Genomic DNA, 14,203 nt, shown 5'->3' with positions numbered 1-14,203 from the left:
AGTCGGGTGGGGCCAAGTACCCCATCCAGCACCCTGGAAATCTCCCGCGCATGAAGAGTCATCCCGATGCCGCCAGCCGTCAGGCGGCCGAGGTTGTCACGCAGCTTCCCGTCCCTTCGAGGCTCGGGATGCTGCGCTTCGAGCGCCTGAACGAACCCAGCTGGACCCTGCTGTTCCTCGACCCCGGCTGCGAGCGCCAGATCGGCGTCCCGGCCCAAGACCTCTGCGGCCTCCTCGACGCCCCCTACGCCAGCCTGATGGAGCCCGAAGCGCGCCATCGCCTGCATGAACAGGTGCAGCAGCAACTGCTCAAGGACGGCCGCTACCGGGTGCGCTACCTGCTCCACTCGCCGCGCGGCACGCTGAACGTGCTGGAGGTCGGCGAAGCCTTCCAGCAGCACGGCCGCCAGCTGCTCCACGGTTACCTGCTGCAGACCGAGGCGGACGAGCACGAAACCGAACTGGACCCGCGCCTGCTGGACCTGGAAGCGCAGAACATCCGCCTGAAGATGTCCCTGGAGATGTACCAGCGCTCCCAGGACGAACACCTGCAGCACCTGGTGCGTTCGCGCACCCAGCAGAACCTCATCGTGCGCCTGGCGCGGCATCGCTACCTGTCCAGCGACCCGCTGCTGGAAGCCGCGCAACTGATCGCCCAGGCCGCCTGCGAAGCCTATGACGTGGCTCGCGCCGGCATCTGGCGCCTGCACCCGGACCATCGCCTGGAGGCGGTGACCATCTACCGCCGCGACACCGACCAGTACGAGAAGCCGCAGGACATCGACGCGAGCAACTTCCCCAACTACCTCGACGCGGTCCACAGCGGCCGCGCCATCGACGCGCACAACGCCCAGCAGGACCCGCGCACCCAGGAACTGGCCAAGCGTTACCTGCGCCCACAGGGCATCAGCGCCATGCTCGACGCCACCATCCGCGTCGGTGGCGAGGTGGTCGGCGTGCTCTGCCTGGAACATGTCGGTGAAGTGCGCATGTGGCAGAGCGACGAGATCGCCTTCGCCGGCGAGCTGGCCGACCAGTACGCCCAGGTCCTTATGAACCACGAGCGGCGCAATGTCTCCAGCGCCCTGCACCTGTTCCAGCGCGCCGTCGAGCAGAGCGCCAGCGCCTTCCTGCTGATCGACCGTGACGGCCTGGTGGAATACGTCAACCCGAGCTTCACCGCCATCACCCAGTATGGCGCCGACGAAGTCCGCGGCCGCCGCCTGCCGGAGCTGCCGGCGCTGGCGAATCTCAGCGAACTGCTGTTCGATGCACGCTCCACGCTGGTCACGCAGAACAGCTGGCAGGGCGAGTTCCGCAGCCGGCGCAAGAACCTCGAGCCCTACTGGGGCCAGCTGTCGCTGTCCAAGGTCTACGACGACAAGGGCGAGCTGACCCACTACATCGGCATCTACGAAGACATCACCCAGAGCAAGCTGGCCCAGCAGCACATCGAGAAGCTCGCCTACCGCGACAACCTCACCGGGCTGGCCAACCGGCACTTCTTCATCAATGCCCTGGAAGAGCGCCTGCAGGTGGGCAGCGAGCATTCGCTGAGCCTGCTGCTGGTGGACATCGACAACTTCAAGCGGATCAACGACAGCCTCGGCCACCAGACCGGCGACAAGCTATTGGCCAACCTCGCCCGGCGCCTGCGCAGCAGCCTGAGCGACAGCGCCACCCTGGCGCGCTTCGCCAGCAACGAATTTGCCGTCCTGCTGGAAGAGTCCGTCGCCGGCCGTGGCGAGAAGGTCGCCGCGCAGATCCTCGACGTGCTCGACAAGCCGCTGTTCGTCGACAACCAGCTGATCAGCATCACCGGCTCCGTGGGCATCGCCTACGCGCCGCAGCACGGGCAGGACCCGCAAACACTGATGAAGCATGCGGGCCTCGCGCTGCACAAGGCCAAGGCCAACGGCAAGCACCAGGTGCAGACCTTCACCGAAGCGATGACTGCAGAGGCCAGCTACAAGCTGTTCGTCGAAAGCAACCTGCGCCGTGCACTGGTGCAGGACGAGCTGGCCGTGCACTACCAGCCCAAGCTGTGCCTGCGCAGCGGCGCGCTGCTCGGCCTGGAAGCGCTGCTGCGCTGGCAGCACCCGGAGAAGGGCATGATCCGCCCGGACCAGTTCATCAGCGTCGCCGAGGAAACCGGCCTGATCATCCCCATCGGCAAGTGGGTGATCCGCCAGGCCTGCCGGCAGGTTCGCGAGCTGGCGGCCAAGGGCCTGGGCGACCTGCACATGGCGATCAACCTGTCGCCCAAGCAGTTCAGCGACCCGGACCTGGTCGGCTCCATCGCCGCGATCCTCCACGAGGAAAGCATCCCGGCCTCGCAGCTGGAACTGGAACTCACCGAAAGCCTGCTGCTGGACGCCACCGACGACACTCGCCAGCAGTTGGAGCGCCTGAAGAACCTCGGCCTGACCCTGGCCATGGACGACTTCGGCACCGGTTACTCGTCGCTGAGCTACCTGAAGAAATTCCCCATCGACGTGATCAAGATCGATCGCAGCTTCATCAAGGACATCCCGGACAACCAGGACGACATGGAGATCACCTCGGCGGTGATCGCCATGGCGCACAACCTCAAGCTGCAGGTGGTCGCCGAAGGTGTCGAGACTGCCGCCCAGCTGGCCTTCCTGCGGCGCAACCGCTGCGACATCGGCCAGGGCTACCTGTTCGACAAGCCCATCCCCAGCCACGACCTCTCCACCAGCCTGCAGCGCTATCCCTGTCGCCCGCATTGAGCGGCTCTGGCGCGGCGTGCCCGCAGCCATTTCCACGAGCTGTCTCAAACCTCCCGCAAAGCAAAACAAACGCTGTAATCTTCGGCGAGTACTCGAGTCTATTGCCGCCCCTATTCGACAGGAGACCAATGCCATGACCCTGCGCTCGCAAATACTTGCCCACAAACTGGAACTCCCCAGCTCCGCCCAGGCCCTGCCGGGCCGCGAGAGCCCGATGCAGGTGCCCGAAGCGCATTACATCAATGGCCATCCGCTGACCGCCCCCTTCCCCTCCGGCCTGCAGCAGATCGTCGTCGGCATGGGCTGTTTCTGGGGCGCCGAGCGGCGCTTCTGGCAGCAGCCCGGCGTATGGGTGACGGCCGTGGGTTACGCCGGCGGCTTCACGCCGAACCCGACCTACGACGAAGTCTGCTCGGGCCTGACCGGCCACAGCGAAGTGGTGCTGGTGGTTTACGACCCGCGCGAAACCAGCATCGAGGCGCTGCTGAAAGTGTTCTGGGAGTCCCACGACCCGACCCAGGGCATGCGCCAGGGCAACGACACCGGCACCCAGTACCGCTCGGTGATCTACTGGTTCGACCAGGCGCAGAAAGCCGCCATCGATGCCAGCCGCGCGGCCTTCCAGAAGGAACTCAGCGCCAAGGGCTACGGCGAGATCACCACGGAAATCCGCGAGGTGCCGCCGTTCTACTATGCCGAGACCTACCACCAGCAGTACCTGGGGAAAGTCCCCTACGGCTACTGCGGCCTGGGCGGCACCGGCGTCTGCCTGCCGGCCTGAAGCTGGCACCCTGCGGCCCCGCTCCTACACGCAACACCGTGCTCACCGGTAACGTAGGAGCGGACTCCGTCCGCGATCGGCCGCTCCCCGCGCCAGAACCAATCGCGGATAAATCCGCTCCTACGCAGAGCAATCAGGGCCACCTCCTGCACCACAAAAAAGCCCCGGCACTGCCGGGGCTTTTTTCATTCGGCGATCAGCCAGTCCACCTGGCTGCTGCCTTCGCTCTGCGCCAGCGTGTCCGCCAACCACGGCAACAGCCCGCGCAGCTCCTCGTCCAGCGGCCATGGCGGATTGGCAATGACCAGCCCGGAGCCATTCAGGCGATCAGCCGTATCGGCCAGATGCACGCACAATTCCACACGGAGCATCTTCGGCGCCGAGCTCTTTTCCAGGCGCTGGTAGAAACGCTTGAGCTGGCGGCGATCCTTGATCGGGTACCAGATGGCAACCACGGTCTGGCGCATGCGACCGATGGCCTCGTCCAGCGCGGTGACGCAGCGCTCCAGGTCATCGGGCTGCTCGAAGGGCGGATCGATCAGCAGCACCCCGCGCTTCTCGGAAACCGGCAGGAAGGCCCGCGGCAGCAACCAGCCGTCGCCCTGATGCACCGAGATGCGGCGCTCGCCAGCCATGTTGGCCTTGAGCAGGCGGCCGTCTTCCGGGTGCAACTCGTTGAGCATCACCCGATCCTGCGGGCGGGTCAGGCGCCGCGCCAGCTCGGGCGAACCGGGGTAGAACTCCAGCCCGCCATCGGGATTCAGCGCGCGGACTACCTCCAGGTAGTCCTGCAGCAGCTCCGGCAGGTCATCGCGCTCCCACAGGCGCCCGATGCCCGACTCCCACTCGCCGGTGCGGCTGGCTTCATCGCCCAGCAGGTCGTACAGGCCGATGCCGGAATGGCTGTCGAGATAGGCGAAGGGCGTGTCCTTGCGCGCCATCAGCGCGAAGATGCGGGCAAGGACGATGTGTTTCAGCACGTCGGCGTGGTTACCGGCGTGGTAGGCGTGGCGGTAGTTCATGGATAGCGGACTCCTCAAGGCGCGCAGTTTAGGCCCTGGGGCGGGTGCGGTGCGAGTCCGCCGTCGCCAGCGCCCGCCGGGAGCCCGAGTGTTTTAGCCCTTTATCACGCTCATGGATGATTCTGTGCGCACTTCATTCACCAGACTAGACTGCGGCGATTCCCACGGAGGTCGATCCATGTCCGAGACCCTGCTCAGCTCCCGCAACCTCGCTTTCGAACTCTACGAAGTGCTCGACGCCGAGGCCCTGACCCAGCGCGAACGCTTCGCCGACCACAACCGCGAGACTTTCGATGCGGCCCTGTCCACCGCGCGCGGCATCGCCGAAGAGCTGTTCGCCCCGCACAACCGCAAGAACGACGAGAACGAACCGCAGTACGTCGACGGCGGCGCGGTACTGATTCCGGAAGTGAAGCCGGCAGTGGATGCGTTCAACGAAGCCGGTTTCCAGAACGCCTCGCGCAGTTTCGAACAGGGCGGCATGCAGTTGCCGCACCTGCTGTCGCGCGCCTGCTTCGCGCACTTCCAGTCGGCCAACATTGCCACCTCGTCCTACCCGATGCTGAGCATGGGCGCCAGCCACCTGATCGAGACCTTCGGCAGCGACGAGCAGAAACGCCTGTTCCTGCAGCCGATGATCGACGCGCGCTTCTTCGGCACCATGGCGCTGACCGAGCCCCACGCCGGCTCTTCGCTGGCAGATATCCGCACCCGCGCGGAACCGGCCGCCGACGGCAGCTACCGGATCAAGGGCAACAAGATCTTCATCTCCGGCGGCGACCATCCGTTGTCGGAGAACATCGTCCACATGGTCCTGGCCAAGCTGCCGGATGCCCCGCCCGGCGTGAAGGGCATCAGCCTGTTCATCGTGCCGAAGTTCCTGGTCAACGACGACGGCTCCCTCGGCGCGCGCAACGACGTGACCCTGGCCGGCCTGTTCCACAAGATGGGCTGGCGCGGCACCACCTCCACTGCGCTGAACTTCGGTGACAAGGGCGAGTGCGTCGGCTACCTCGTCGGCAAGCCGCACCAGGGCCTGGCCTACATGTTCCAGATGATGAACGAGGCGCGCATCGGCGTCGGCATGGGCGCGATCATGCTCGGCTACGCCGGCTACCTGTACTCCCTGGAATACGCCCGCGAGCGTCCGCAAGGCCGCCCGGTGGATGCCAAGGACCCGACCTCGGCCCCAGTCTCCATCGTCCAGCACACCGACGTGAAACGCATGCTGCTGACCCAGAAGGCCTACGTCGAGGGCGCCTTCGATCTGGGCCTGTACGCCTCGCGCCTGGTGGACGACTGCGAAACCCTGCCCACCGAGGAAGAGCGCAAGCAGGCCCACGAACTGCTCGACCTGCTCACCCCGATCGTCAAATCCTGGCCCTCGGAGTTCTGCCTGAAGGCCAACGAGCTGGCGATCCAGATCCTCGGCGGCCATGGCTACACCCGCGAATACCCGGTGGAGCAGTACTACCGCGACAACCGCCTGAACCCGATCCACGAAGGCACCCACGGCATCCAGTCGCTGGACCTGCTCGGCCGCAAGCTGGCGCAGAACAACGGCGCCGGCCTGAAGCAGCTGACTCGCCTGATCAACCAGTGCTGCGAGCGCGCCAGCGCGCACCCGTCGCTGGACAAGCTGCGCGAGCCGCTGGAACAACTGATGGCGCGCCTGTCGGCCACCACCCTGAGCCTGCTCGGCGACCTGATGCAGGGCCGCGTGGCCCAAGGCCTGGCCAACTCGGCGTTGTACCTGAAGGTCTTCGGCCACGCCGTGATCGGCTGGCGCTGGCTGGAGCAGGCGATTCGCGCCGAGGAAGGCCTGGCGCGCGGCAACGCCGCCGATGCCGACTTCTACCACGGCAAGCTGCAGGCCGCGCGCTACTTCCTGACCTGGGAAGTGCCGTCCTGCCACCACGATTTGGCGCTGCTGGAGGCCCGCGACGACACCTGTTCCACCATGCAGGACGCCTGGTTCTAAGCGTCTCGTATGTCCCTTACGCCCCGGTCACGTCCGGGGCTTTTTATGCCTGGATGAAGGCCGCGTCGACGGCCGCGGAAGCGCCCCACAAGTTGCCGAAGGGCAGTCCAAAGAATTGAAGGAAGCTTCCCACCACCAGTACTGAACCGACCGACAGCAAGGCCCGAGGTAGATGCGCTTGAATGGCGCCCGCGCATTTTCCGCCCCTCACGACCATGGCCATGCAGACCGTCACCCTCCCGTCATTCCAGCACCACTACCAGAACTTTCTTCCCCTGCTCGCTATCGCCGTGGCCTTGGGCTGCACGCTCGTCCTGTTCAATACCGGCTCGACCGATGACGGTAAACAGCGCGAGACAGCCCTGTCACCGCGCACCTCGCCGATCTACAGCGCCCCCGGCACAGAAGCCTTCGAGCACGCCGACGACTACCTGAGGGAAATCGACAAGGCCATGACCGACGGGCTTGCCGTGCTGCGCGGCGGAGACAGCGGGTCGATCACCTCGCAGAGCCGCTACTTCAATGCACTGGTCAATGCCGGCTACGCGCAGTTCGGTTCGTCCTATTACGACCCGCTGGGCAGCTGCGGCGTTTCCGGCAGCTCGGCCCGCCACCTCTGGCACACGCAGATTCGCGCCCTGAGCGCCGATGCCGGGCAAAGCATCGCCGGCGAGGTCGCCAATGCCCGCGCCATCCTGCAACGGGACAGGCAATCCTGCCTGGACGCCGTCAGGCAGCCTCTGGAAGAGGCACTGAAATGGGCACCCACCCCGCTCTCCGGGCTCAATCTGGTGCCCACCTGGCAAGGTGGTGCAGGCTGGCTCGAAAGCACTGCCGAACGGTCCTCAACAAACCTTTGACAGCCTTGTAAATCCGCAGGTTAGAATCGATTGGCATGCGGCCTGCATCCTGATCCTTGAGTAGCGTCGCCACTCCCCCATTCCCCAGGAGGTCGACACCTTGGATGCCGTGGCCATCAACAGCTATTTCCTGATCGCTGCGGTGCTGATCGGCATGAGCATCCTGGTCAGCTCGCTGTCCTCGCGCCTGGGCATCCCGATCCTGGTCATCTTCCTCGCCGTCGGCATGATCGCCGGCACCGACGGCCCCGGCGGCATCGGTTTCTCCAACTACCCCATGGCCTATCTGGTGGGCAACCTGGCACTGGCGGTGATCCTGCTGGATGGCGGCTTGCGCACGCGGGTATCGAGCTTCCGCGTGGCGCTCTGGCCGGCGCTATCGCTGGCCACTGCCGGGGTGCTGATCACCGCCGGGCTGACCGGCGTCGCCGCCGCCTGGCTGTTCAAGCTGAGCTGGATGGAGGGCCTGCTGATCGGCGCCATCGTCGGCTCCACCGACGCCGCGGCGGTGTTCTCGCTGCTGGGCGGCAAGGGCCTGAACGAACGGGTCACCGCGAGCCTGGAGATCGAGTCGGGCAGCAACGACCCCATGGCGGTGTTCCTCACCGTCACCCTGATCGACATGCTCGCCCACGGCGAGAGCGGCCTGTCCTGGAGCTTCCTCTGGCACTTCCTGCGCGAGTTTGGCATCGGCTCGGTGCTGGGCCTGGGTGGCGGCTGGCTGCTGCTGCAGGTGATCAACCGCATCCACCTGGCCAACGGTTTGTACCCGCTGCTGGCCATCAGCGGCGGCCTGCTGATCTTCGCCGTGGCCAACGCGGTGCATGGCAGCGGCATCCTGGCCATCTACCTGTGCGGCCTGGTGCTGGGCAACCAGCCGATCCGCTCGCGCCACGGCATCATGCACATGCTCGACGGCATGGCCTGGCTGGCGCAGATCGGCATGTTCCTGGTCCTCGGCCTGCTGGTCACGCCCCATGATCTGTGGCCCATCGCCCTGCCCGCCCTCGGCCTGGCGCTGTGGATGATCCTCTTCGCCCGCCCGCTGTCGGTGCTGGTGGGCCTTGCGCCATTCCGCGCCTTCCATGGCCGCGAGAAGGCCTTCATTGCCTGGGTCGGCCTGCGCGGCGCGGTACCGATCATTCTCGCGGTATTCCCGCTGATGGCCGGGCTGCCCAACGCACAGCTGTTCTTCAACGTCGCCTTCTTCATCGTGCTGGTCTCGTTGCTGGTACAGGGCACCAGCCTGCCCTGGGCCGCCAAGCTGCTGCGCGTGGTCGTGCCGCCGGACCCGGCGCCGATCTCCCGCGCCGGCCTGGAAGTCCACCCGACCAGCGAGTGGGAGCTGTTCGTCTACCACCTGAGCAAGGAAAAGTGGTGCATCGGCGCCGCCCTGCGCGAGCTGAAGATGCCCGAAGGCACCCGTATCGCCGCACTGTTCCGCGGCACCCAGTTGCTGCACCCGTCGGGCAGTACCATCCTCGAAGCCGACGACATCCTTTGCGTGATCGGCCACGAACATGACCTTTCGCCGCTGGGCAAGCTGTTCAGCCAGGCGCCGGACCGCGGCCTGAGCGCCCGCTTCTTCGGCGACTTCGTCCTCGAGGGCGACGCCCAGCTCTCCGCCGTGGCCTCGCTCTATGGCCTCAAGCTCGAAGGCGTGGACGGCGAGCAGACGCTGGGCCGCTTCATCGCCCACGAGATCGGCGGCCAGGCGATCATCGGCGACCAGGTGGAATGGAACGGCCTGACCTGGACCGTCGCCGCCCTGGACGGGAACAAGATTCGCAAGGTCGGGGTCAAATTTCCGGAAGGCCGTCCCGGCCCCGGTCTGTTCCTCTGACCGCCCACCGGTACCCGCTTGCGGGTGCCGGCCCGCCAGCACTACCCTCTGCCCACTTTCCGCACGAGCCGCCACCCGCGACCATGTCATTCCTGCTGCGTACCCTTCTGACCACCGTCCTGCTGGGCGGCTCCCTCATCGGCCTGCCCGCACTGGCCGCCGATACCGCTCCTCCAAGCGCCGAAAAGGTGCAGCAGAGCCTCGACAGCCTGGCCGACCGCAAACTGGCCGACGCCGAGGCCAAGCCGATCAAGGCGAGCCTGGAAAACACGCTGAAGCTGCTGGCGGCCAAGGCCGACAGCGAAAAGCAGCTGATTGAGCTCAAGGGCCGACTGGCCGATGCACCCAAGCTGATCAACGAGAACCAGAAGGCGCTCGGCCGCCTCAAGGCCAGCAGTGAAAAGCCCGCCAGCCAGCGCTACAAGGATTCCAGCGCCACCCAGCTGGAAATGCTCCTCAACGAGCAGTCCACCCAGCTCGCCGCCTGGCAGAAGGAGATGGTCGACGCCAAGAGCGAGATACTCACCGCGCAGACCCGCCCCGAGCGGGCCCAGGCCGACCTGAGCAGGAACCAGACCCGCCTGCTGGAAATCGCCGGGCTGATCAAGGCCGGCAAGGAAGGCGCCAAGCCGATCACCGAAGAGCGCCGCAACGAGCTGCTGGCCGAGCAGGCAATGCTCACGTCGCAGAACCTGCTGCTGCGCCAGCAACTGGCCGGCAACAACCTGCTGCTCGACCTCGCCTCCAGCCAGCGCGACCTGCTTGCCGAGCGCATCGGCCGCGAGGAACGCGAAACCCTCGAGCTGCAGACGATGATCAGCGACAAGCGCCGCGAGCAGTCGGAGAAGACCGTCGCCGAGCTGTCCAAGGACAGCCAGGCCGCCGGCACCGACAGCCTGCTGAGCCAGCAGAGCGCCGCCAACCTCAAGCTCTCCGACTACCTGCTGCGCACCACCGACCGCCTCAACACGCTCACCCGGCGCAACCTGGAAGCCAAGCAGCAACTGGACAACCTGACCCAGGGCGAGCAGGCCCTGGACGAACAGATCAACGTGCTGCGCGGCAGCCTGCTGCTGGCCAAGATCCTCTACCAGCAGAAACAGTCGCTGCCGGTCATCCGGACCGACCAGGACCTCGCCGACGAAATCGCCGACCTGCGCCTGTACCAGTTCGAGCTGAACCAGAAGCGCGACGAGATCAACAACACCCAGGTCTACCTCGACAACCTGCTGGCCCAGCAGCCGCAGGAGAGCATCACCCCGCAGCTGCGCCACGACCTCGGCGAGCTGGTGGATACCCGCCTGGAGCTGATGGAGCGCCTCAACCACGAATTGAACGCGCTGCTCAACGAAGCCATTACCCTGCAGCTGAACCAGAAGCAGCTCAAGGAAACCAGCGACAGCCTGCGCGCCACCCTCGACGAGCAGATGTTCTGGATTCCCAGCAACCGCCCGCTGGACCTGTCGTGGTTCAAGATGACTCCGGCCCTGCTGCACCACCAGCTCGCCGAAGTGCCCTGGGGATCGGGTGTGCAGGAGCTGTTCGAGGGTCTGATCGACCGGCCGTTCCTGTTCCTGCCGCTGCTCCTGCTGGTCGCGGGGCTGCTGTGGAAGCGCAAGTTCCTCTACGACAAGCTGGAATCGCTGAACGACGACATCGGCCACTTCAAGCGCGACAGCCAGGCCCACACCCCCCTGGCCCTGCTGCTCGCCGTGCTGCTGGCATTGCCCGGCACCCTGGCGCTGGGGATCGCCGGCCTCGCCCTGCTGCTCGACGCCCGCGGCCAGAACGCCACCCTGGGCAGCGCGCTGCTGGAGATGGCGCAGGTCTGGCTGGTGTTCTACACCGCGCACCGCATCCTGCGGCCGGGCGGCATCGCCGAGCGGCACTTCCACTGGAGCCAGTCGCAGGTGCAGTTCCTCGGCAAGCTGATGCGCCGCCTGGGCCTGGTGGTGATGTCGCTGGTCGCGGTGGTCACCGTCGCCGAGCATTCCCCGGCATCCCTCGCCGATGACGTGATCGGCATCGCCGTGGTGCTCTTCGGCTATGGCGCCATGACCTGGCTGCTCGCCCAACTGCTGTTCAACAGCCCGTCCAGCGAGCGCCCGTCGATGATCAAGATGGTCGTCGGCCTGGGCTTCACCGCCCTGCCGGTGGCGTTGTTCCTCGCCGTGGGCTTCGGCTACTACTACACCGCGCTCAAGCTCACCGACCGGCTGATCGACACCCTGTTCCTGCTGATGTTCTGGATGGTGGTGGAAGCCACCTTCCTCCGCGGCATGGGAGTCGCCGCCCGTCGCCTGGCCTACCAGCGCGCGCTGTCGAAGCGGCAGAACGCGCCCAAGGAAGGCATCGAGGGCACCGAGGTGGTGGAAGAGCCGACCCTGGGCATCGAGCAGATCAACGAGCAGTCCATGCGCCTGATCCGCCTGGGCCTGCTGATCGGCTTCGTGGTCACGCTGTACTGGGTCTGGGCCGACCTGATCAGCGTGGTCTCCTACCTCGACAACGTGACCCTCTACCAATACACCAGCGGCACGGGCGAGGCAGCCTCCACCACGCCGATCAGCCTCAGCGACTTCCTCATGGCCATGGTCATCGCGGCTGTCACCGTGGCCCTGGCGCGCAACCTTCCCGGCCTGCTGGAAGTACTGGTACTGCAACGCCTGACCCTGGCCCAGGGCAGCGCCTACGCCATCACCACCCTGCTGTCCTACACCATCAGCGGCATCGGCTTCGTCAGCGCGCTGTCCACCCTCGGGGTGAGCTGGGACAAGCTGCAATGGCTGGTGGCTGCGCTGTCGGTGGGACTGGGCTTCGGCCTGCAGGCGATCTTCTCCAACTTCGTCTCCGGCCTGATCATCCTCTTCGAACGTCCGGTGCGGATCGGCGACGTGGTGACCATCGGCACGCTGTCCGGCACCGTCAGCCGGATTCGTATCCGCGCCACCACCATCACCGACTTCGACCGCAAGGAAATCATCGTCCCCAACCAGACCTTCATCACCGGGCAACTGGTGAACTGGTCGCTGAGCGATACCGTGACGCGGGTGACCATCAAGATCGGCCTGGCCTACGAGAGCGACCTGCCGCTGGCGCGCAAGATCATGCTCGACGCCGCCCACGCCAACACCCGCATCCTGCGTGACCCGGAACCGGTGCTGTACTTCACCACCATCAGCGCCAGCACCTTCGACTACGAACTGCGCTTCCACGTGCGCGAGCTGGGTGACCGCAACCCGGCGGTGGACGAGACCCTCACGCGCATCGCCCTGGCCTTCCGCGAGGCCGGTATCGACATGGCCTTCAACCAGGTCGACGTGTTCCTGAAGAACTTCCAGGGGCAGGAAGCCCAGGTCATAGTCGGGCAGCAGCAACCCGCCGCCACGCCCGTGAAGATCAGCCAGGACAAGCCTGCCGGCGACAAGGCCTGAGGCTGGACGCCTTCGGACAAGTCCGAGCACAATGCTCGGACTTGTACCGGAGATGCGCGTGAAAAAGCTCGACGAACTGACCTTCGATAACCGCTTCGCCCGCCTGGGCGACGTGTTTTCCACCGAAGTCCTGCCCGATCCCATCGCCGACCCGCGCCTGGTTGTCGCCAGTCGCTCAGCCATGGCCCTGATCGATCTCGACCCGAGCGAGGCGGAAACCCCGGTGTTCGCGGAAATCTTCGCCGGCCACAAGCTCTGGGAAGAAGCCGAGCCGCGCGCCATGGTCTATTCCGGGCACCAGTTCGGCTCCTACAACCCGCGCCTGGGCGATGGCCGCGGCCTGCTGCTGGGCGAAGTGGTGAACGAGGCCGGCGAACACTGGGACCTGCACCTCAAGGGCGCCGGGCAGACGCCCTACTCGCGCATGGGCGACGGCCGCGCGGTACTGCGCTCGTCGATCCGCGAATTCCTCGCCAGCGAATACCTCCAAGCCCTGGGCATCCCCAGCAGCCGCGCCCTGTGTGTCACCGGTTCGAGTACCACGGTGTGGCGCGAGTCCAAGGAAAGCGCCGCCATGCTGCTGCGCATGGCGCCCAGCCACGTGCGCTTCGGGCACTTCGAGTACTTCTACTACACCCAGCAGGAAGAGCAGCTGAAGACGCTGGGCGAGTTCGTCCTGCGCGAATATTTCCCCGACTGCCTGAACGACGAGAAGCCCTACCTGGCCTTCTTCCGCGAAGTGATCGAACGCAACGCGCAGATGATCGCCCTCTGGCAGGCCTACGGCTTCTGCCACGGCGTGATGAACACCGACAACATGTCGATCCTCGGCATCACCTTCGACTACGGCCCCTACGCCTTCCTCGACGACTTCGACGCCAACCACATCTGCAACCACTCCGACGACACCGGCCGCTACTCCTTCAGCAACCAGGTGCCCATCGCCCACTGGAATCTCGCCGCGCTGGGACAGACGCTGGTGCATTTCGTCGAAGTCGATGACCTGCGCGCCACGCTGGACCTGTTCCTGCCGCTGTACCAGGCGCACTACCTGGACCTGATGCGCCGTCGCCTGGGCTTCACCACCGCCGAAGACGGCGACCTGGAGTTGGTACAGCGCCTGCTGCAGAGCATGCAGAAAGGCGCGGTGGACTACTCGCTGTTCTTCCGCCGCCTCGGCGAGCATGCGCCGGAGCAGGCGCTGGCCGTGGTGCGTGAAGACTTCGTCGACCTGGCCGGCTTCGACGCCTGGGCCGCCGACTACCGCGCTCGCGTCGAACGCGAAGGCGGCAGCCAGGACGAACGCCGCGCGCGCATGGACGCCGTCAACCCGCTCTACGTGCTGCGCAACTACCTCGCCCAGGAGGCCATCACGGCCGCCGAGCAGGGCGACTGCAGCGTGGTGCGACGCCTGCACGAAGTGCTCAGCAAGCCCTTCGAAGAGCAGCCGGATGCCGAGCATTTCACCCGCCGCCCGCCGGATTGGGGCCGGCACCTGGAGATCAGCTGCTCCTCCTGAGCCGGTTATAAGC

At 66.0% G+C, this 14,203-nt stretch carries 8 protein-coding genes; 7 read left to right on the top strand and 1 reads right to left on the bottom strand.

Features of this window, described 5'->3' with window-relative positions; genetic code table 11:
• Positions 1 to 50: 50 nt before the first annotated feature.
• Both G4G71_RS05600 and msrA read left to right on the top strand, forming a co-directional pair.
• Positions 51 to 2,750, top strand: coding sequence for a putative bifunctional diguanylate cyclase/phosphodiesterase (locus tag G4G71_RS05600; RefSeq protein ID WP_169935982.1), 2,700 nt, complete (start codon positions 51 to 53; stop codon positions 2,748 to 2,750).
• A 133-nt stretch (positions 2,751 to 2,883) separates the two neighbouring features.
• Positions 2,884 to 3,531, top strand: coding sequence for a peptide-methionine (S)-S-oxide reductase MsrA (gene msrA / locus G4G71_RS05595; protein WP_169935980.1), 648 nt, complete (start codon positions 2,884 to 2,886; stop codon positions 3,529 to 3,531).
• A gap of 185 nt (positions 3,532 to 3,716) precedes the next feature.
• On the opposite strand, the gene G4G71_RS05590 is transcribed toward msrA, so the two are convergent.
• On the bottom strand, positions 3,717 to 4,553 hold the full coding sequence (locus tag G4G71_RS05590; protein ID WP_169935978.1) for a 23S rRNA (adenine(2030)-N(6))-methyltransferase RlmJ: 837 nt from the start codon (positions 4,551 to 4,553) through the stop codon (positions 3,717 to 3,719).
• A 178-nt stretch (positions 4,554 to 4,731) separates the two neighbouring features.
• Here G4G71_RS05590 and G4G71_RS05585 point away from each other — a divergent pair, with 178 nt between their 5' ends.
• The 5 genes from G4G71_RS05585 to selO all read left to right on the top strand — a co-directional run bounded on the left by G4G71_RS05585 (position 4,732) and on the right by selO (position 14,190).
• Positions 4,732 to 6,534 carry an acyl-CoA dehydrogenase gene (locus G4G71_RS05585; RefSeq protein WP_169935976.1) on the top strand — a complete coding sequence of 601 codons (1,803 nt, stop codon included), beginning with the start codon at positions 4,732 to 4,734 and terminating at the stop codon, positions 6,532 to 6,534.
• Positions 6,535 to 6,755: 221 nt separating this feature from the next.
• Positions 6,756 to 7,394 (top strand): hypothetical protein, encoded by a 639-nt coding sequence (locus G4G71_RS05580; protein ID WP_169935973.1) that lies wholly within the window; start codon positions 6,756 to 6,758, stop codon positions 7,392 to 7,394.
• 100 nt (positions 7,395 to 7,494) lie between these two features.
• Positions 7,495 to 9,237 carry a potassium/proton antiporter gene (locus tag G4G71_RS05575; RefSeq protein WP_169935971.1) on the top strand — a complete coding sequence of 581 codons (1,743 nt, stop codon included), beginning with the start codon at positions 7,495 to 7,497 and terminating at the stop codon, positions 9,235 to 9,237.
• A gap of 83 nt (positions 9,238 to 9,320) precedes the next feature.
• A complete protein-coding gene (mscK, locus tag G4G71_RS05570) occupies positions 9,321 to 12,671 on the top strand; it encodes a mechanosensitive channel MscK (protein WP_169935969.1) in 3,351 nt (1,116 codons plus the stop codon).
• Positions 12,672 to 12,729: 58 nt separating this feature from the next.
• Positions 12,730 to 14,190 (top strand): protein adenylyltransferase SelO, encoded by a 1,461-nt coding sequence (gene selO, locus G4G71_RS05565; protein WP_169935967.1) that lies wholly within the window; start codon positions 12,730 to 12,732, stop codon positions 14,188 to 14,190.
• Positions 14,191 to 14,203: the final 13 nt, after the last annotated feature.

The sequence above is a fragment of the Pseudomonas multiresinivorans genome, assembly GCF_012971725.1.
In the GTDB taxonomy this organism is placed as follows: domain Bacteria; phylum Pseudomonadota; class Gammaproteobacteria; order Pseudomonadales; family Pseudomonadaceae; genus Pseudomonas; species Pseudomonas multiresinivorans.
Note: the sequence above shows the minus strand (reverse complement) of the source record. Positions and strands in the feature narration are given on the sequence as shown.